We start from the raw sequence: 17962 nt of genomic DNA on the forward strand, positions 1-17962 counted from the left end.
CAGGCCCTGGACGACGGGACAGGCGGCAAGTGAGGTCAGCCGGCCACTGCGCCACAATGGCCAACCCTATACCGGGATCAATGTCCTGCTCCTCTGGTCCGAAACCATCGCTCGCGGCTTTGCCTCATCACGCTGGATGACGTTTCGCCAGGCAATCGAACTCGGCGGCGCCGTCCGCAAGGGCGAAACCGGCACAACCATAGTCTTTGCCAGTTCGTTCATCCGCACCGAGACGACCGAGACAGGCACGGAGATCGAAAAGGACATTCCATTCCTCAAGACCTACACCGTGTTCAACGCTGATCAGATCGCCGGTCTTCCTTACCGCTTTCATGAGATCGCACCTGTCCGGGATCCGATGAGCCGCATCGGCGATGCCGGCCGCTTCTTTGCCAATACCGGCGCACTCATCCGGCATGGCGGATCGGCTGCCTATTATGCTGCCATTCGTGATTACATCCAGATGCCATGCTTGGATGCCTTCCGGGACGATGCCGCCTATGTCGCCGTCCTCAGTCACGAGATGACGCACTGGACCGGGGCGCCGCGACGGCTTGACCGTAATCTCAGCCGCTACGCAAAAGACAGGAGCGAACGCGCCCGCGAAGAACTGATTGCCGAACTCGGCAGCTCGTTTCTCTGCGCCGATCTTGGCATCGTCCCCGAGCTCGAACCACGCCCCGACCACGCAAGCTATCTCGATGGCTGGCTTAAGGTTCTTGGCAACGACAAGCGCGCCATCTTTTCCGCGGCAGCGCATGCGCAGCGCGCCGTCGACTACCTGCATTCCTTGCAGCCGGAGTTCGACGAGGAGGCGGCGGCGTGAGCCGTCTCTTCCTTCACTCAACCATGAGAGACGCGGATGCGGATCACTGCAGCGGCCCATAACCTCGCGAGCGCTTCTTGCGCAAAAGGGCGAGCAGGAGATCGACGGCTTTTGCCTCGCTGTCGAAGACATGGATCTTCTGCTGTCTGCGGCTGCCGATGCGTCCCCAGCTGCGCACGAGCGAGGTCTCGCCGAAGAGGTTCGCCTCGATCGACAGCGCATAAAAGCGAGCCATGTTTTTGGCACGCTCTCTGCGTTCGATATAGACGTGATAGGGCTGAACTGTCATGCCGGCAGGATCGCAAACACCAGGTGAGGGTGTCCAACGACATTTGTGAATCGGTCAGGCCCGATCGATTCATCGGGGTGATGTGAACCGCTTGACTCAACTCTCCTGGCTTATCTCCTGCTTGGCAAACAATCTGGCAAATTCCGGGTCGGCATAATAGCGCAACTTTGTCGCAACGATTGGCCGCTGAACGGTGATGAACAGCAGTTCGGTCTCGGTATGCATGTTGCGAACTTCGTCGGGCGTCAGCGGCGATGAGTCTAGGATCGACGGAAGATAGTCATACAGGGAATGCGGGGTTTGGCTATCAGCCTGCCTCGGTCATTCCTTTGTCCTTTATGCGGCAAAATTCAATCAACTGCTCCGAGGTCATTGGTCGTGCCAGAGCGTAACCTTGCAATATATGGCAACCGAGATCTTTCAGGATCTTCGCATGCTCCATGGTCTCCACGCCCTCTGCAACGATGTCGATGTTCTGCGATCGGCCGATTTCGATGATGGAGGAGACCAGACGGCGCTGAGATGGAGATGCGATAATCGGCTTGATAATTTCGCGATCGATCTTCAGGCGTCGCGGCTCAAATCGAAGCAAACTGACGATACTGGCATGTTCGGTGCCGAAGTCATCGATCTCGATTTCGATGCCAAGCTTTTTGACGGCTGGAATGATCTCCTTGAGAACAGGTTGAAGATCATTGAAGGAGATTGTCTCGAGCAGCTCGAAACACAGACGACCCTTCGCGATGGGAAGCTCGGACAGCTCGGCAAGCAGATTTGCCTGCGCCAGTCGACGCGCTGAAATGTTGACCGAGACACGTGGAATTTGCATTCCCAAGCTGTCCCATCTTGTCAACTCGAACAGCGCCTTTTGCAGGATCAGCCTATCCATGTCGCCGGTGCGCCCCAGCTTTTCCGCGACGTCAAGAAATCTGTTCGGGGCGAGCAGACCCTTTTTCGGGTGATCCCAACGGGCCAGTGTCTCGACGCCGGCAATATCCAATGTGTTTGCATTGAACTGCGGTTGGAAGAACGCAACGAGTTCATCACGATCGAGCGCATGCGTGAATTCGTCCGCCAATTCTTTCGAATGGATCGCGGCGCTGCGAAGCTCTTCTGTAAAGACCGCAGCGCGGCCGCGGCCCGCCTTCTTCGCCTCGTAGAGAGCCAAATCGGCATCGAGAAGCAATTGACCGAGGTCCCGCCCGAGAGCACCTTCAGTCTCCCAGGCGACGCCGACGCTTGCACCGACAATACAGGCCGCACCGTCAATGAAGAGGGGTTGCTCGAGGGCATCGACAATTTGCCGGGCCAATGCGTTTGCCTTCGGCTCCGGATCGGCACTCCAGCTGGCGAAGATGAACTCATCTCCACCGATCCGAGCCGCTTCGTCGTTTGGACCAGCCAAATCGGCAAGGCGCGAAGCCGTTGCTTGCAAGACCGCGTCACCGCCGGCGTGCCCTTTCGTGTCGTTGATTTCTTTAAATCGATCGAGGTCGATATGAATGAGTATCAGACAATCTTGTGGACGAGGTCTCGGCGGTTGCGAGATCATCTGGTCGACAAATCGTCGATTGGGAAGCCCCGTCAATGCGTCATGCAATGACAGGTACTCCAGCCTCTGTCGTGCCCGAACGAGCTTTTTCTTGTGAAGGCGAAGCTTTTCGATCGTTCTTTGGCGTGATTTGGTCAGAAAACCGATCCAGACAATCGGCGCAACGACGCAAAATGCCAATAGGCTCGCGTAGAACTCAAAAGTGCCGATCCCGCTATTTTGGCCCCATCCCTGCTTTGGCAGTGCGGCGAGGGTCCATCGGCCATAAACCATATCAACGGATGTCTGGACCGGTTTCCTGGAAAAGGTTGCCAGGCTGCCGAAAAAAACCTGTTTGGGCGAATTCGGCTCCGGTACGGTGCTGATGGCGATCTCAAGCTCGGTCGAACCAAGGCCACTTTCCTGGTAAAGCTTTGGTATGTCTATTATTCCCGAAAGCAGGCCCCAAAAAGCCTGGCTTGTTCCGTCATTGATGTAGATCGGGCACCTGACCACAAAAGCGGTTCCACCTTGGACAAGCTCCACCGGGCCTGTGAGAACGATATTGTGCGTGTTGCGCGCCAGCATCGCGGCAGCCCGTTGCTTCTCATTGGTTCGGTAGTCGAGCCCGATGGCCTTTTCGTTTCCTTTCTCCGGATAAACCCACCTGACCACCATGTCGGGCGCAGCGGCGAAGCTTCGCAATTGTGAATCGGGCTGCAGGATCTGCGCGGCAAGTTTTGAAAAGCCGCTTTGGCCCATCTCTGGATTGACTGCGATGCCGGCCGCCAGCCCCTGCAACAACTTCACATTGCTGTTGAGGTTCGTCTGAAGCCGGGAGGATATGGTGGCAAGCTCGCCGGCAACGATGGAGCGTTCATCGGCCAGCGATCGCTCCAGCCGCCAGTTGGTTGCGACCCAGACGACGATTGCTGCAATAATTGCCGCAAATATTGCGGGCGCGAATGCGCCGGTGTGGCTTATTAGGGAGCGAGCGAGATTTCTTCGAAACTTCATCAGGTTGCCGGCGTGGATGACAGGCCCTCATCCTTGCACAGTTTCTTTAAGGCAACGCTAAACCTGCCAACGCTCATAAAGGAAAGCTGGCCTATTCGTTGCTCCTTAGAGCAGTTCAGTTTTTCACTGAAGCGCAGAACCGCTCTATCCTTTTGTTTTTACGCAATTCCGGACGGAAAACCGTTTCACACTTTTCCTGGAATTGCTCTAGGTCACCGGGCTGAAGTCGGCGGCAAGCACCGCATCCTTGAGCGCACGCGAGTAGGGATGCTGCGGGTTGTCCAGGACGGTACGGGCCTGTCCGCGCTCGACGATTTCGCCTTTGCGCATGATGATGATGTTGTCGCTGATGTAATAGGCGGTGGCGAGGTCGTGGGTGATGTAGACGATTGAGAGCCCGAGCTCGTTTTTCAAGCGGCCAAAGAGGTTGACGATGGCCATGCGCAGCGATGCGTCGACCATGGAGACCGGTTCATCTGCCACAAGCAGGCGGGGTTGCGGGATCAGCGCGCGGGCGATGGCGACGCGCTGAAGCTGGCCGCCCGACAATTCGTGGGGAAACCGGCCTTTCACCTCTTCAAGGGTCAGGCCGACATGGATGAGCGCGGCATCCGCCATCCGCTCCGCCTGCTCTCGGTCCGGCCGTTTTCCCGAGAACGAAAAATTGCGGGCGGTCTCGAAGAGATAACGGTCGACACGCTTCAGCGGATTGAAGGCTTCGAAGGGGTTCTGCAGAACCGGCTGGACCTCTTTCATGAACGCCCTGCGCTCGGCTCTGCTATGGATGGCGACGGTCCTGCCGCTGAATTGAAGCTCGCCTTCCGTTGGTTCGGTCTGGCCGAGGATCATCGCCGCGATCGTCGATTTTCCCGAGCCGGATTCGCCAACGATTGAGAGGATCTCCGGCTCCTCTCCCAGTTCGAAGCTGACATCCTTGACCGCCGTGATCAGGCGCCGGCCGAGCATGCCGCCCTGGCGGTAGACTTTCGTCACATGCGAGAGACTAAGAAGAGCACTCAAACCTGATCTCCCGTAACGGCAAAACACGCCACGCGCCGCTGCGGCTCGACGGTGACGAGCGGCGGAACCTTCTGCGAGCAAATCTCCATGCGCTTCGGACAGCGCGGGTGAAACCGGCAGCCTTCCGGCGGCATGGCGAGGTTCGGCGGACGACCCTCCAGCGAAGGGCGGGCCGTCGCATCGCCGATGCGCGGCAGACTGCCGACGAGGTGCTGCGTATAGGGGTGGAGCGGCATGTTGAAGAGTTTGGCGGTCGGCGCTTCCTCGACAAGACGCCCGGCATAGACAATGCCGATGCGGTCGGAGACCGTCGCGTGAACCCCCATATCATGGGTAACGAACAGGAAGGACGAGCCCATCTCGCGCTGGATTTCGCGGATCATCGACAGAACGTCGCGCTGAACGATCACGTCGAGCGCGGTCGTCGGTTCGTCGGCGATGATGAATTCCGGCGTCAGGATCGTCGCCAGTGCAATGGTCATGCGCTGGCGCATGCCGCCTGACAGTTCGTGGGGGTAGGCGTCGAGCAGATGCGGATCCAGCTTAAGCCGCTGCAGATGGGTGGCGACCCTTTCGAAAAACTCGCTCTTGCCGACCTTCATGTGGCGAAAGGCGAAATCGGTGAAGGAGTGACGGATCCGGCGCACCGGATTGAGCACATTCATCGAGCCCTGCATGATATAGGACAGATGCCGCCAGCGCAGCGCCAGGCGCTCTTCCGGCTTCATCGCGTAGATATCCTGGGTGCCGCCGTTGAAATGGAATGTCACTTTCCCGGACACGACCCTCAGCGGCGGCCGGATTGCGCCGGCGATGGTCTTGATCAATGTCGTCTTGCCGCTGCTCGATTCACCGGCAACGCCATAGACCTCGCCGCGGGCGATCGTCAGGCTGATATCGTCGACGGCGCGCACCTCGCGATCGACGCCGTAGAGGAAGGCACGGTAATAGGCTTTCAGATTCTCAATTTCGACCAAAGGATCCATACTAACTTCCCATCCGGTTCAGCCGGCTGCGCGGATCATTGTATTCGTTCATCGACATGGACAGCAGGAAGAGCGCCAGGAAGAGGACGACGATGACGGCGACGGGGGCGGCCACCCACCACCATATGCCTGATATCAGCGCCGAATGCGCATTGGCCCAATAGATCATCATGCCCATGGTCGGCGTCTCGATATCGGTGAAGCCGAGCACCGACAGGGTGATCTCCATGCCGATCGACCAGATCATGTTGTTCATCGTGGTGGCAAAGACGATCGGCAGAACGTAAGGCAGGTGCTCCTCGACGAGGATCTTGCGCATGCTCATGCCGGAATAGACGCTCTGGGTGGTGAAGGATCTCGTCTTCAGGCTGATCGCCACCGACCGGATGAGGCGTGCGTCATAGGACCAGCCGAGCGAGGCCATGATGACGATCAGCGCCGTCCAGGTCATGCTGTCCTTCAGTACGAAATAGAAAAGGATCAGCAGCGGAAATTGCGGGATGACCATGACGCTGTCGTTGATGGCCATCAGCACCCGGTCGACCGCACCGCCGGCATAACCGGCGACGAGGCCGACGACCAGCGAGATGATGCGTGAAATGAAGGCGACGCCGATGCCGAAAAACAGGGTGTTGCGAAGGGCGGTCGTCAATTGCCAGAAAACGTCCTGACCACGCGATGTCGTGCCGAGCCAATAGTCGCCGTCGGGCGGCATATCGGGCGGTAGAAGATAGATGTCCGTCGCGCCGTAAGGCGAGAAATAGGACACGACAATCAATCCGACGATGACGGCAAAGAGCAGCAGGCCGCAGAGGAATTCCATATTCTGGCGTGCGAGGTCGCGGACGATCGTAAACATGTTCTATTCCACCTTGATACGCGGATCGATCAGCGGGCTCAGAATGTCGATGATGAACACGGCCGCGGCAACGCCGACGATCGACAATGCGCTAAGGCCGAGCACCAGGCTGTAATCGCCGGCATGCACCGCTTCGATCAGCAGGTTGCCGATGCCGGGATAGCCGAAGACGATTTCGGTAATGACCGTGCCGTTGAAGATCGCGCCGAGCGACATGGCAAGCCCGGTAAATTGCGGCACCATGGCATTGCGGGAGATGTAGGAGCGGAGAATTTTCCGTTTGGGAACACCGCCGAGTTCGGCGAAGACGACATAATCCTCGGTGATGATGTTGGATACGAGGGCGCGCATCCCGATCAGCCAACTGCCGGTTCCCACAAGGATGAGAGAAAAGGCCGGCAGGATGGAGTGCTTCAGTATATCGAGGACCAGGGCGAAGGAGAGGTCCAGATTGGCGTTCATCTCGTAGCCGCCATTGATCGGCAGCACCGGCCAGAGATAGCCGAACACAATCAGAAGGACGAAGGCGAGAATGTAATAGGGAATGGGAAGCAGGGCGATGAAGACGAGGCTGACGGCCTTCGTCACCATATTCTTCCTATAATAGCCGGCGAGCGCGCCGATCGCATTGCCGAGCACGAAAGTGATCAGGGTCGACACCGTCATCAGCCCGATGGTCCAGGGCAGGGACCGGAGGATGATAGTGGAAACGGGTGTGGGAAAAGCCGATAGCGAGGGACCGAGATCACCGGTCGCAAGCCGAAGCCAGAAATGCAGGTATTGCTGCCAGATCGAGCCCTCCATTCCGTAAAGCTCGCGAAGCGACTGGCGCATCAGTTCGATCGCATTGGGATCGGACTGCCCCATCTGCGTGATGGCGCCTATGCTTTCTTCGACCGGATCGATCGGGGTCAGGTGGGTGACGAAGAATGTGATGGTCACGCCAAGAAATACGACGAGCAGAAACTGACCGAACCGCTTCAGCAAAAAGAGCAGATAAGACGTCATAGGGCAGTGGTTCCTCTCTGGTTCCCTTCATCGACAGGAAAGGATCGACGGACATGCCACATGCCCGTCGATTAGGGGGCCGGCGCGCAACACTCGCGCCGGCGTTGGGAGGATTATTTCGGTTGTGCCGGCTTCAGTTTGACCATCATCAGCCTGGAGTTGGCCCAATTCGGCACCGGGTCGGTATAGGGGTCTGATATCGTCGGATAGCCGGTCCAATAGGTCGTATCCATCGAGGTGAAGACGTTATACGACATCAGCGGGATCGTCGGCATTTCGCGGGCGACTAGCTTCAGATAATCCTTGCCGAGCTCGATGCCCTTGGGATCGTCGGCACCGATGCCGCGAATGCTTTCGATGATCTTATCGAGCTCCGGATTGCTCCAGCGCTGCCAGTTGCGCGGCGGCTGATTGTCACCCTTCTTGGCCACGAACTGCGAGTGCCAGCTGTCGAGGAAGAACGACAGGTCAGGATCGCCGCCCCAGGTCTCGACGCTCCAGGCAATCGCCACCTGGAAATCGCCGGGCTGGATTACCACCTGCAGTTTCGCGGCTGGCACGGCCTTGGCGTCGATACCGAACGCGGCCCATTGCTGGGCGATCAGCGTTCCGGCCCGGGTGAAGACCGAGCGTGTGTCGCCCTCGACCGTCATCCGGATCCTGAACGGCTGGCCGTCCGGGGTCATCCATTTGCCGCCGGTTTTCTTGAACCCGGCCTTTTGCAGAAGCTCGGTGGCTGCCTGCGGATCCGGCTTCCACCAGCCGTAGCCGAATGCCGTGCTGATCGCCTCCGGATCGGTCGGGATCTGGTCCTTGAACTTCGGCTGCTTGCGCAGGATATCGGCAATCTGCTGGCCGATGGTCGGATCATAGGGTTTGATCTTCCGTTTGCCGGTATCGACCTCGAAATCCTTCAGCCAATCCTGCATCGGCGCCTGATAGTCTTTCATCGTGGCCGCCGTCGGCGGTACGCCGAGCGCCGATAGCGTGGCAGCGCCACGGTAGCTCGCCATATCAACCGCCTTGATGTCGATCAGCAGGGCAAGAGCCCAGCGCACATCGGCATTGTCAAATGGCGGATCCTGCGTGTTGAAAATGACAGCCGGAAGTGTCGGATCCGGATGGGCGAAGGGGAAACCGGGGAACCAGGTTTCAACCGACTTGGATTTCTCCTTGAGGGTGAACATGCCCTCTGGCGTATTGTCGTGGATGATATCGAGATTGTGCTCGAGCTGAGCGATGGTGCGTTTATCCGGCGGGCCGGGATCGGCATAGGTTACATATTTCGGGGCCGGCTCGCCGAAGCGGGCAAGCGATGTGCGCTGCCAGTCGTCACGCTTCTCCCAGGTATACCATTTGCCCTGGGGATCATATGCCTTGAGCTTGTAGGCGCCGAGCGAGACGGGATTGGCGAAATCATAGCGAAGCGGATCGGCCACCTTCTCGAAAACATGCTTGGGCATGATCCATGCGCCGTTCCAGCGAACGGTGAAAATGGCGTGGAAGCGCGAGTTGGGCTTCTTCAGCTTGAACACCACCGTCGAAGGATCGGTCGCCTCGACGCTTGCCACCTGCACCGAGAAGGCAGCACTCCAGACCATGCCGGGGTGATCCATCTGCGTCTTGACGGTGTAGACCACGTCGTCTGCCGTGAACTCCACGCCGTCGCTCCAGAAGAGCCCCTTGCGCAGTTTCACGGTCATCTCGGTGAAGTCGGCATTATATTGCGGCTTGTCGGCAGCCAACGAATTGTCCCAGGTCGAGCCGCCAAGCCCTTGTTCGGGATCGATATACCAGAGCGTATCCATGGTCAGCTGCTGCAGGCCGGTCTGAACGCCGCCGCCGCCATTGACCCAGATGTTGAACCAGCCGGGATTCTTGATCGTCCCTTCCGGATTTTCGACGATGAGCGTCTCCTTGCGCGGCAAGGAGGTGTAGTCATCGGCCTTGGCCGTCGCTGTCAGGCCGAGTGCGGCCAGCGCGACGCCAAATGCGAGCCTCTTCCACTGTTGCATGAACTCCTCCCTAGAAAGCGACGATCCGGCGGCCGCAAAGGCACGCATGGGCACGTCGCGGTTGTCGGTTCGCAGAGGCCTCGGGACTCAAGGTCCAGAGCTTCGGCGAACCATCCCTCCGGCTCCCTGCCTCCTCGCAGTGAGCCGAAATCTCAGCCGGTGGCCAATCGTGGCTTACCCGGCGGCGGCTGTCACACTGACAGCCGGATGACGTTGTAGGACAGCGGCTTCAGCGCCGCCCGCAACCGTCCATCCTCAATCTTTCCACTCTCGACATTGACCGGAGCGACCGTTTGCGGCCGCGCAGCCGTGTTGACGGCTTCCAGATCACCGTGGGTCATTTCCACCTGCTCGACCACGCGGGCATTTGCGAAACCTTCCAGCCGCACATCGAGATCGAGCGCCGCGCTCGGATGACGGTTGACGGCAAAGAAGGTCAGGGTCTTGCCGTCCTCCGAATGGACTGCCGATACGTCGAGATAGGGAACGTCGTTTTCCTCGTCGCTGTCATAGGTCGGACCATCGACGACCAGCTGCAGTGCCGAGCCGCGGCCATATCTGGAGGCGTAATAGAAGGGGTAATAGATGGTCTGGCGCCAGGCGGCGCCGCCGTCCTCGGTCATGATCGGGGCGATGACGTTGACGAGCTGCGCGATGCAGGCGATGCGTACGCGGTCGGAGCGACGGATGAAGGTGTTCAAGATGCCGCCGACCTGCAGCACGTCTTCGAAATTGTAGATGTCTTCCAAGAGATGCGGCGCATCCGGCCATTCGTCGCGCGCCAGGATCTCCTTGTCCTGCTGGTTGGAATGATACCAGACATTCCATTCGTCGAAGGAAATGCCGATCGTCTTCTTCGAGCGTTTTTTCGCCTTGATGTAGTCGATCACGCCGCCGATCGTGGTGATGTAGCGATCGAGCTTCGTCGCGCGGGCGAGATAGTTGAGCGTATTTTTCTCGCGATTGGCAAAATACATATGCAGCGAGATATGGTCGGCGCTGTCATAGCACTGCTCGAGGACCTGGGCTTCCCATTCCGGATAGGTCTTCATATCGGAATTGGACGAGCCGCAGACCACGAGTTCGAGCGACTTGTCGAAGCCACGCATGGCCTTCGCCGTCTCATCCGCCAGCCGGCCATATTCGTAGGCGGACTTGTGACCGACCTGCCAGGGACCATCCATCTCGTTGCCGAGGCACCACAATTTGACATCGTGCGGATTGGACCAGCCGTGCTTGCGGCGCAGATCCGACCAGTAGGTGCCGCCCGGATGATTGCAATATTCGAGGAAATTGCGGGCTGCATCCAGGCCGCGTGATCCGAGATTGACGGCGAGCATCGGCTTGGTGTTCGCCTTCTTGCACCAGTCGACGAATTCATTCACGCCGATCTGATTGGCTTCGCGGGTGCGCCAGGCAAGGTCGAGGCGAACCGGGCGCTCCGCACGGGGCCCGACGCCGTCTTCCCAATTATAGGCCGAGACGAAATTGCCGCCGGGATAGCGGCAGTATGGCGTGTCAAGATCACGCACCAGATCGAGGACATCCTGGCGGAATCCATCCTCATCGGCCGTCGGGTGTCCGGGCTCATAAATGCCCCCGTAGATCGCCCTGCCGAGATGCTCGAGAAATGAACTGTAGAGCCTGGAGTCAATGGTCGCGATGCGGAAATCGCGGTGAACCACAACGTTCGTCTTCAACGGATCCTCCCGTTTATATATCAGATATTTTGTTTTCTTGCCTCTAACTTGATATCAGGAATGTTGTTCTGTCAACCAAGTTGCGACTTTAATCATACTAATATGGATTTCAGAAAAAATGGTTTAATTACAGTTACTTGTGAGACTTAATTGGCCGTCGAAACTAGAAAGAATCGTGATATTTAAATCAAGATTTCCGATTTTGATTTTTCAGACGTGTAGCCGCATGATGATATCGCGGCCGTGATTTCCGAAGCCGCGACCGAAAATATTGACGCCGCCGGTATGGCCGGCATTTTCTGCGATGCCGACCCGGAGCCGGATGGAGGAATGCTGGGCAAGCGCGAGATCGCTGAGCGTGACATTCGATGCGGAGATACCGTCGATGAAGGTTCCGCGCGTGGAGATGCGCCAAGTCTTCATCATCCCATATTGCGAGCCCTCGAGCTTCCACCATGCCGGCGTGAAGGCGCCGCGCTTGTCGCCATAGTCGCCGGGCGACGTCCAGGTTCCGATCGCCATTCCATTGACCCAGAGCGTTATATCCGACGGCCAGTCGGGATTGGTGCCGGGCACTTCCGACGACAGCTCCAGCGAAAATTCGATGGCGCGGATATCCTTGTTCAACACCTTGGCGTTGTTGGGGAATTTATATTCCACATATCCCCTGCCGAACCAGACGAGCCCGGCCTGCATGCGCTGCGGATCGAGGAAATAGTCGGGCACATCGAGCGGGCCGATGACACTCTCGGTGGAGCAAAGACCGCACGGCGCATGGACGTCACAACTGGTGTAGAGCCCCACCGGCATCTCGACTTCGATAATATTATTGGCCCTTTGGGCCGCACTTTCCTCGAAGCTGATCAGAATTTCGCTGTAGATCGCCGAGCAGATCTTCTGATTTCCCTTCCGGGCCTTCGTCAGCTGGGAATCCACCAGCCGGGCGTCTTCCAAAATCTGGATCCCGGTGGCGACAGTCGATTGAGGAAGAGAAAGGGCACGCGCGATATCGTTGATATTCATTGGTCCCTTGGCGCAGAGCAGCTTGAGCATCTCCAGCCGCGCCGGCGCCGAAAGCGCGCGTATCGCATCATTATTCTCGCCGGCGGCAATGGTCAAAAACGAGCGTTCCATCATTCCCCCACTATTTCCGATGAAATGATGTATATCGTAAAATATGATACATCAAGTGGGAATGCGTCGACGGTTTGTAAGATAGCGGTGCGGTTTCAAGCCGCTATCCCCACTCACTATGGCATCCAGCCGCCGACCTTAGTGTTCGCGAAGCCGCTGCTCGCGTGAAACTTGAAAAGACAGTTTTTATCAAGCGCTCAAAGCGGAGAAGTTATCTGAAATTCAGAAGGTAACTGAAGCGAGCAGAAGAGAAATGGAGTGAGCTTCAGCAAGCACGGGGAGCGCAGCGTCGAAGAAGAGCCGTTTCTGCCGTTTGTCTTGGTGGTCGGAACGAGAGGAAAGCGTCACAAAGGAACATTGCGTAAGGCTCTATCCGATCACCTGGTCAGCCAAAACAATCAGGTCACTTGGAAGCGAGACCTCTATTTGCCGGGCAGCATTCAGATTGATGACTAGTTCGAGACGGCGAACGTATTGGACAGGAATGTCACCAGGTTCGGTCCCCCTCAGGATTTCATCGACCTGATTGGCCATTTGACTCGCCGCAGCGGCGAGACTTGTGCCGTATGATATCAGCGGGCCGTATCTTGCGTGATCGCGGCCAAAGATGGCCGGAAGCCGGGCGGCGGTCGCCAGCCTAACGATCTCTGCCCCGTATGTCGTGGTTCGCGGCACTTCCAAGCATAAGAGAGCCTCTGTGCCAGCGGCCGCGAACTCGGCGAAAGCCGGCGCGAGATCATTCTCGCCCTTTAGGAGAAAGATGTGCGCATCCAAGCATTCGGCCTGAGCTGCTGTCTTCGAAAGGTTCGGCAAGATGTCTGGGACACCGGCATCGCCAAGAACCGCCAAACGGCAGAGCCCGGGTATTACCCTCTTCAGGATACGGATCTGCTCACGTATCTGGCCTGGATCGAAATTGGTGCATCCGGTCGTTCTGCCGCCGGGCCTTTCCGGCTTGTCGACCATACTTGCGGAAACAGGGTCCAGCACGATAGCAAAGACAATCGGAATATCCGGCGCCACGCTGCGCGCGGCCCAATACGTCACGGCGCCGACGACGGCGATCACGTCGGCTCCGCATTGAACGAGGTCGGACGCGAGCGCCGGGAGCTCATCCAAGCGGCCTTCGGCGAAGCGCGCTTCGAACCGGGCGGTTTCTCCATCCCTGTATCCGAGCTCATGCATCTGTTCGCAGAAGGCGGCGAAGCTCGGATACGTTTTGTCGCCTGCCAGGAGCACGCCGACAATGGGACACCCGGCAGACGCCCTTTTAGCATGCCATCCGAAGCGACTTTCCATGTGAATGCCACTCCACATCTTCGTTCCGCACCGCAGATTCTCATACCAGCAATGGAATCTGGTCTCTAGCCTACAGCTTCAAAAGCCGCAATGGGATCAACTACGCCTGAGCAGCCTCAAACCGGAACGACAGAAACGGCTCGAGAGCGGAAGTCGCTCCATCCGTCTTCTGCATTTGACAAATTAACCGCTTAACCGCATCCGCTGCCAAGCAAGCATGGGTTCCGCATACATTCTCAAAAGTAGGACGGATTCGCTACTTTCGTGTCGTGACGCCGTCACGATCGAATGGCAGGGCACAGCCGCTCATATGCCCATTCAGTATCGGGGTCACGAGATGCGTTTCCCCGCCTCGACCTGAATACCATCACAAGCGTGGTCCACCGGCCTGGGTCAATGCCCGGTCGCCTCGGGTTGCAGATCGGCATCGGTCAGGGTTCTGAGGAAGGCGACGATGTCGTCGATTTCGGGATCGGTGAGGGCAGGCGCGTCGCCCGGCTTCCTGCCGAAGGGCGGATCCTGGTTGAGGTTATCCCAATAGGCCCGCGGCAGGTCGTCATATTTCCGAACCGCGCCATCTGAATTTTTCGGATACCAACGGCCGGGATCGTTGTCGCGCGTCGCATAGAAGGAGACGACGTCGCGCAGCGAGTGGAAATAGCCGTTGTGGAAGAAGCTCTGCTTCAGCGCGACATTGCGCAGCGTCGGGGTGCGGAACAGCCCGCAATATTCGCCGCGTCCGGCAAAGTCGGTGCGTTGGGGACCGCAGAGACCGAGATCATGATAGTTCGGATTGTTGTTGGCCGGGATCGCCATGTTGCGCGGTGCGGCAAGCCCGAGGAAGCCGAAATCGGAAAATTGCGGCGGCTCGCCGTCATGGGCGGGCTCGCTCAGATGACAGCTCGAACAGTTGCCCTTGGCCGGATCCTCGAACAGCTGGCGCCCGTGCAGTTCCTGCGCCGTCAGCGTCGCCTTGCCGGCGAGAAAGGCGTCGTAGCGGCTGGAATAGGGATAGAAATCCGGGGCGCTCTGTTCGAAAGTGGCGAGCGCCTCGGCGGCGGCATCGAAGGCATCCTGAGGATTGTCGAACACCGTTTCGCCGAAGGCCGCCTTGATGTCGTCGGCATAGGCGGCCTTGCGCAGCTTCGCCACCACCTGGGCCGCATCCCTGTTGCCCATTTCGAAAGGCGAGAGCAGCGGGATTTTTGCCTGATCGGCGCCGTGATCGACCCGGCCGTCCCAGGTCAGGCCGCCCGTCGGGCCGTTGTCGACGCTTTCGTCGCCCTCGTCCTCGGAATCGTAATAATGCTCGGTGAAAGCAGGTACCGATTGCAGATAACGCAGCGTCGGAACGGCGCGCAACCCCGGCTGGTCCAGATGTTCGCCGCCCATTTCGACTGGCGTCGCCGATGCCGGGCCGAAGGCATGAGCCGGATCATGGCAGGACGCGCAGGCCTGGAGCCCCGAGGCTGACAGCGTGGGATCTGAAAATATCTCACGGCCAAGTGCGGTGAGCGTTTCGGCCCGGGCGAAGGCGTCAGTGCGCGACATCGGTCCGGGATGAACGCCTGCAGCGGTCGCCGCGCTGCTTTGCCGCAGGGGAAGAATGGCAAGACCAAGCGCCACGGCACCCATGCCGACGGCCAGGCCGGAGCGCACAAGCCAGATGATCTTCGTCGTCATGGTAAGGATTCCAATAAGTTAGTACTGGTTTCCGCCATGATCGAACCTCGCTGCAACAAATTGATGACGGCCAGTCTCCTGCGGCATCACGGCAACTCCTGATGTCACAAAGTTGATAGACGGCCGGAATAGCGTCGAAGTGCCCCCGAGCGTTCTCCGCTCCCTCTAGCCAACGCCCCCTAGCCATGAGGTACCCCCGTGAAAAGACTGAAACTCCTCCATTCGATCTGTCTCGCCGGATCGGCCATCGTGCCGTTTGCGGTGGCGACGGCAACCCATGCGGCGCCGGCCGGTTACGACAAGATCGACAATGTCGTCGTCATCTATGCCGAGAACCGCAGCTTCGATAATCTCTATGGCAGCTTTCCCGGCGCCGACGGGCTCTCGAACGCGACTGCCGATCGCACACGCCAGCTCGATCGCGATGGCCAGCCGCTGTCCGAACTGCCGCCGGCCTGGGGCGGCCTCACCGCCAAGGGTGTCTCGCCTGCCGTCACCGAGGCGCAGTCGGCCCATCTCGCCAACGCCTCCTTCGCGATCGACGATCCGCAGGGCTTCGCAGAGGCGCCTTCGGTCATCACCCGCGACCTCTGGCATCGCTTCTACCAGGAGCAGATGCAGATCGACGGCGGCAAGAACGACAAGTTCGTCGCCTGGGCCGATTCCGGCAGCCTGGTCATGGGCCATTACGACGGCTCCATCCTGCCGATGTGGCAGGTCGCGAAGAAATACGTCATTGCCGACAATTTCTTCCAGGGCGCCTTCGGCGGTTCGTTCCTCAACCATTTCGCGCTGGTCTGCGCCTGCACGCCCTATTATCCCAACGCCGACAAGAGCTCGGCCAAGCCCACCATCGCCAAGGTGGATGCGGATGGCACGTCGCTGACCGTGGCGGAGAAGGCCCCGAAGTCGGCGCTGGACGGCGCACCGAAATTCGTTTCCGACGGCACGCTGACGCCTGACTTCTACGCCGTCAACACCATGCAGCCGCCCTACCAGCCGAGCGGCAATCCGCCGGCCAAGGATGGTGACGCGGCCTATGCCGATCCGGCGGCGGCAACGACGCTGCCGCCGCAGCATGAAATCACCATCGGCGACCTGCTGTCGCTGAAAGGCGTCAGCTGGGCCTGGTACGGCGGCGCCTGGCAGGCAGCCCTTGACGGCAAGAACGCTACCCCGGTACCGAACTTCCAGTTCCATCATCAGCCGTTCAACTATTTCGCCAATTTTGCGCCCGGCACCCCGGCGCGTGCCGAGCATCTGAGGGATGGTGGCCTAGGCGGCGAGGCCTTCCTCAAAGATATCGACGACGGCAAGCTGCCGGCGGTTTCCTTCTACAAGCCGCAGGGCAACCTCAACGAACATGGCGGTTATGCCGATGTTTCGAGCGGCGACCAGCATCTTGCCGATATCGTTTCCCACCTCGAGAAGAGCCCGCAATGGGGCCATATGCTCGTCATCGTCACCTATGACGAGAATGGCGGGTTCTGGGATCACGTCGCTCCGCCGAAGGCCGACCGCTGGGGTCCGGGCAATCGTATTCCGGCCTTCATCATCTCGCCCTTCGCCAAGGGCGGCATGGTCGATCATACGCAGTACGACACCACGTCGATCATCCGCTTCATTACCGCGCGCTACGATCTGCCGGTGCTGCCCGGCATCGTCGCCCGCGACAAGGCGCTGCGGAACAACGACCGGCCGCCAATGGGAGACCTGACTGCCGCGCTCGACCTGACGCATTGACCGATGATGAGCCGCCCCGGCGCTGGCCGGGGTCGCTCTCCCTTCAGGCTTACCGTCACCGCCGCAGCAGCGGCCGCAATGCCGCCTGCGTTTCCTTCAGCAGCGGCAGATAGCGCTCCTTCATCTCCGCCGCCGGGACGAGGGCGGCCGGCGCGCCGATATTGATCGCTGCGACCGTTTCGCCACGATCGTTGTCGATGGGCACGGCAATGGAGCAGAGGCCGATCTCCAGCTCCTGATCGATGATGGCGTAACCCTCAGTGCGGACGCGGCGGAATTCGGCGATCAGCTCATCCGGATCGGTTCTCGTATTTGCAGTGTTTTGTTTCAGCTCGCTGCGGGCCAGGATCGCGCGGGCCTCGCTCTCGGTAAGGGCTGCGAGCAGCACGCGCCCCATCGAGGCGCAGTAGGCGGGCAGGCGGCTGCCGGGGGTGAGATTGATCGACATGACGCGGCGCTGCGAGGCGCGGGCGATATAGACGATGTCGGTGCCGTCGAGCACCGAAGCCGAGGCGCTCTGGCCGGCCTTTTCCGAGAGAAGATCGAGATGTGGCTGCAGCAGCGCCGGCAGCGGCGTCGCTGAGAGATAGGCATGGCCAAGGCGCAGGATCCTTGGCGTCAGCGTGAAGAACTTGCCGTCATAATCGGCATAACCGAGCTCGGCGAGCGTCAGCAGCGAGCGGCGCACGGTGGCGCGGTCAAGCTCCGTCAGCTTGGCGGCCTCGGCAATGGAAAGCCGCTGCCGTGTTTCACCGAACGCTTCGATGACCTTCAGGCCGCGGGCGAAGCCGCTGACGAAATCCGTTTCGCGCATGGGTCCAGTCTCCAATGGATTCATTCATTTTGTGCGAT

14 protein-coding genes and 1 pseudogene are annotated in these 17962 nt (G+C 59.2%); 2 read left to right on the plus strand and 13 right to left on the minus strand.

The features are described 5' to 3' along the window. Window positions 1-826 (plus strand): ArdC family protein (locus MOV76_RS21670; protein ID WP_247265251.1); only part of this gene is annotated, 826 nt, incomplete at its 5' end. A 43-nt stretch (window positions 827-869) separates the two neighbouring features. Here MOV76_RS21670 and MOV76_RS21675 read toward each other — a convergent pair. The 12 genes and pseudogenes from MOV76_RS21675 to MOV76_RS21730 form a co-directional block, all read right to left on the minus strand. After that, window positions 870-1115 (minus strand): WGR domain-containing protein, encoded by a 246-nt coding sequence (locus MOV76_RS21675; protein ID WP_247265252.1) that lies wholly within the window; start codon window positions 1113-1115, stop codon window positions 870-872. Between the two features lie 96 nt (window positions 1116-1211). Further along, window positions 1212-1364 (minus strand): annotated as a pseudogene (locus tag MOV76_RS21680) (type IV secretory system conjugative DNA transfer family protein); the annotation flags it as partial. 58 nt (window positions 1365-1422) lie between these two features. After that, the gene (locus tag MOV76_RS21685; RefSeq protein ID WP_247265253.1) at window positions 1423-3663 is read right to left on the minus strand and encodes an EAL domain-containing protein; all 2241 of its coding nucleotides are present in this window, start codon (window positions 3661-3663) and stop codon (window positions 1423-1425) included. 207 nt (window positions 3664-3870) lie between these two features. Then, window positions 3871-4683, minus strand: a complete 813-nt coding sequence (locus MOV76_RS21690; protein WP_018246416.1) for an ABC transporter ATP-binding protein — start codon at window positions 4681-4683, stop codon at window positions 3871-3873. Beyond that, on the minus strand, window positions 4680-5669 hold the full coding sequence (locus tag MOV76_RS21695) for an ABC transporter ATP-binding protein (RefSeq protein WP_115156823.1): 990 nt from the start codon (window positions 5667-5669) through the stop codon (window positions 4680-4682). The genes MOV76_RS21690 and MOV76_RS21695 overlap by 4 nt, the downstream gene beginning before the upstream one ends. Window position 5670: 1 nt before the next feature. Beyond that, the gene (locus MOV76_RS21700; RefSeq protein WP_247265254.1) at window positions 5671-6528 is read right to left on the minus strand and encodes an ABC transporter permease; all 858 of its coding nucleotides are present in this window, start codon (window positions 6526-6528) and stop codon (window positions 5671-5673) included. 3 nt (window positions 6529-6531) lie between these two features. Next, window positions 6532-7536, minus strand: a complete 1005-nt coding sequence (locus MOV76_RS21705; protein WP_247265255.1) for an ABC transporter permease — start codon at window positions 7534-7536, stop codon at window positions 6532-6534. Window positions 7537-7649: 113 nt separating this feature from the next. Further along, complete coding sequence (locus MOV76_RS21710) at window positions 7650-9551, minus strand: ABC transporter substrate-binding protein (RefSeq protein ID WP_247265256.1); 1902 nt, start codon at window positions 9549-9551, stop codon at window positions 7650-7652. Window positions 9552-9742: 191 nt separating this feature from the next. Next, window positions 9743-11251, minus strand: a complete 1509-nt coding sequence (locus MOV76_RS21715; RefSeq protein WP_131606916.1) for an alpha-N-arabinofuranosidase — start codon at window positions 11249-11251, stop codon at window positions 9743-9745. A 210-nt stretch (window positions 11252-11461) separates the two neighbouring features. After that, window positions 11462-12388, minus strand: coding sequence for a transcriptional regulator (locus tag MOV76_RS21720; RefSeq protein WP_247265257.1), 927 nt, complete (start codon window positions 12386-12388; stop codon window positions 11462-11464). Between the two features lie 366 nt (window positions 12389-12754). Next, window positions 12755-13702 carry an ABC transporter substrate-binding protein gene (locus tag MOV76_RS21725; RefSeq protein WP_309506349.1) on the minus strand — a complete coding sequence of 316 codons (948 nt, stop codon included), beginning with the start codon at window positions 13700-13702 and terminating at the stop codon, window positions 12755-12757. A gap of 375 nt (window positions 13703-14077) precedes the next feature. After that, complete coding sequence (locus MOV76_RS21730; RefSeq protein ID WP_247265258.1) at window positions 14078-15367, minus strand: cytochrome-c peroxidase; 1290 nt, start codon at window positions 15365-15367, stop codon at window positions 14078-14080. A gap of 198 nt (window positions 15368-15565) precedes the next feature. On the opposite strand from MOV76_RS21730, the gene MOV76_RS21735 reads away from it, so the two are divergent. After that, window positions 15566-17110: an acid phosphatase gene (locus MOV76_RS21735; protein ID WP_247265259.1), complete on the plus strand. Its 1545-nt coding sequence runs from the start codon at window positions 15566-15568 to the stop codon at window positions 17108-17110. A gap of 55 nt (window positions 17111-17165) precedes the next feature. On the opposite strand, the gene MOV76_RS21740 is transcribed toward MOV76_RS21735, so the two are convergent. Then, window positions 17166-17924 carry an IclR family transcriptional regulator C-terminal domain-containing protein gene (locus tag MOV76_RS21740; protein WP_247265260.1) on the minus strand — a complete coding sequence of 253 codons (759 nt, stop codon included), beginning with the start codon at window positions 17922-17924 and terminating at the stop codon, window positions 17166-17168. Between the last annotated feature and the right edge of the window lie 38 nt (window positions 17925-17962).

Source organism: Rhizobium sp. PRIMUS64, assembly GCF_023006465.1.
GTDB lineage: Bacteria > Pseudomonadota > Alphaproteobacteria > Rhizobiales > Rhizobiaceae > Rhizobium > Rhizobium leguminosarum.

Coding starts and splice junctions, on each gene's coding strand:
- MOV76_RS21675 (WP_247265252.1), bottom strand. CDS start 1,115: ATGACAGTTCAGCCCTATCACGTCTATATCGAACGCAGAGAGCGTGCC.
- MOV76_RS21685 (WP_247265253.1), bottom strand. CDS start 3,663: ATGAAGTTTCGAAGAAATCTCGCTCGCTCCCTAATAAGCCACACCGGC.
- MOV76_RS21695 (WP_115156823.1), bottom strand. CDS start 5,669: ATGGATCCTTTGGTCGAAATTGAGAATCTGAAAGCCTATTACCGTGCC.
- MOV76_RS21700 (WP_247265254.1), bottom strand. CDS start 6,528: ATGTTTACGATCGTCCGCGACCTCGCACGCCAGAATATGGAATTCCTC.
- MOV76_RS21705 (WP_247265255.1), bottom strand. CDS start 7,536: ATGACGTCTTATCTGCTCTTTTTGCTGAAGCGGTTCGGTCAGTTTCTG.
- MOV76_RS21710 (WP_247265256.1), bottom strand. CDS start 9,551: ATGCAACAGTGGAAGAGGCTCGCATTTGGCGTCGCGCTGGCCGCACTC.
- MOV76_RS21720 (WP_247265257.1), bottom strand. CDS start 12,388: ATGATGGAACGCTCGTTTTTGACCATTGCCGCCGGCGAGAATAATGAT.
- MOV76_RS21725 (WP_309506349.1), bottom strand. CDS start 13,702: ATGTGGAGTGGCATTCACATGGAAAGTCGCTTCGGATGGCATGCTAAA.
- MOV76_RS21730 (WP_247265258.1), bottom strand. CDS start 15,367: ATGACGACGAAGATCATCTGGCTTGTGCGCTCCGGCCTGGCCGTCGGC.
- MOV76_RS21740 (WP_247265260.1), bottom strand. CDS start 17,924: ATGCGCGAAACGGATTTCGTCAGCGGCTTCGCCCGCGGCCTGAAGGTC.